The organism is Defluviimonas sp. D31, from assembly GCF_033436765.1.
GTDB lineage: Bacteria > Pseudomonadota > Alphaproteobacteria > Rhodobacterales > Rhodobacteraceae > Albidovulum.
In genome coordinates this window covers 1-1044 of the sequence record NZ_JAWQFN010000067.1, presented here as the reverse complement: position 1 = coordinate 1044, position 1044 = coordinate 1, and the positions used below count along the sequence as shown (strand labels likewise).

General features: G+C 63.7%; 1 protein-coding gene. It reads left to right on the top strand.

The window, feature by feature from the left end; all coding sequences use genetic code 11:
* Window positions 1-113: 113 nt before the first annotated feature.
* Window positions 114-1044, top strand: a 931-nt coding sequence (locus tag R5H32_RS20905; protein WP_318340565.1) for an IS110 family transposase, incomplete at its 3' end; no start/stop codon positions are given.

Genomic DNA, 1044 nt, shown 5'->3' with positions numbered 1-1044 from the left:
GTGGAGATGGGGCAATCGGGTTGCGAGTCGCCCGGTTGATGACCGTTGCGGCGAAGTCCTGCAGGCTTTGACGGACCGTGGAGTCCGTGTTCGAGCCGAAAGGAGGAGTGGTGATGGAATACTATGCTGGTCTGGATGTCTCGTTGAAGGAGACGTCGATTTGTATCGTGGATGAGCACCGCCGGGTTGTGAAGGAGGGCAGGGTCGTCTCCGAACCCGAGACGATTGGTGCCTGGTTGCAGGGGACGGGGTTTGACCTTCAGCTTGTGGGTCTGGAGGCAGGTTCTCTGGCGCCGGCGCTCTACGACGGGTTGCGCGGCCAAGGCTTGCCGGTTGTTTGCCTCGATGCGCGGCATCTGAAGAACGCCACGACGGCGATGCCGGTCAAGACGGACAGGATCGACGCCCGCAATATCGCTTGGGCGTTGCAGGCCGGGTGGTTCCGAACCGTTCACGTCAAGAGCCGGGACACCCACAAGCTGCGGGCGCTTCTGCGGAGCCGTGCCATGCTGGTGAAGACCCGCACGACGTTGGACAACCATCTGCGCGGCATCCTGAAGGCCTTCGGTCTAAAGGTTGGGCGTGTTGCGGTCGGTCGTTTCGATGAGCGTGTGCGCGAGCTTGTCTCTGAGAACGCTACCCTCGAAGAAACGGTTGAGGCCGTCCTGCAGGTGCGAGGTGAAGTGGCGGCGCGGCTTGCAGACCTGCATCGGCTGGTTTTGAGCGTGGCGAAGTCAGACCCGGTCTGCCGCCGGCTGATGAGTGTGCCAGGCGTGGGGTCGGTGACGGCCCTAGCGTATCGAACTGCCGTCGAAACGCCGGGCCGGTTCAGGAAGTCATCGCTGCTCGGTGCGCACTTCGGCCTGACACCGCGAAAATACGCCTCTGGGGAGACCGATCGGAACGGCGGGATCACGCGCTGCGGTGACCGGATGGTGCGGTCCCTGCTGTGCGAGGCCGCGACCGTCCTGCTCTGCCGGGTCCGATCTTGGAACTGGCTCAAGCGTTGGGGAATGGAGGTTGCCAAGCGACGGGGCGTCCGGC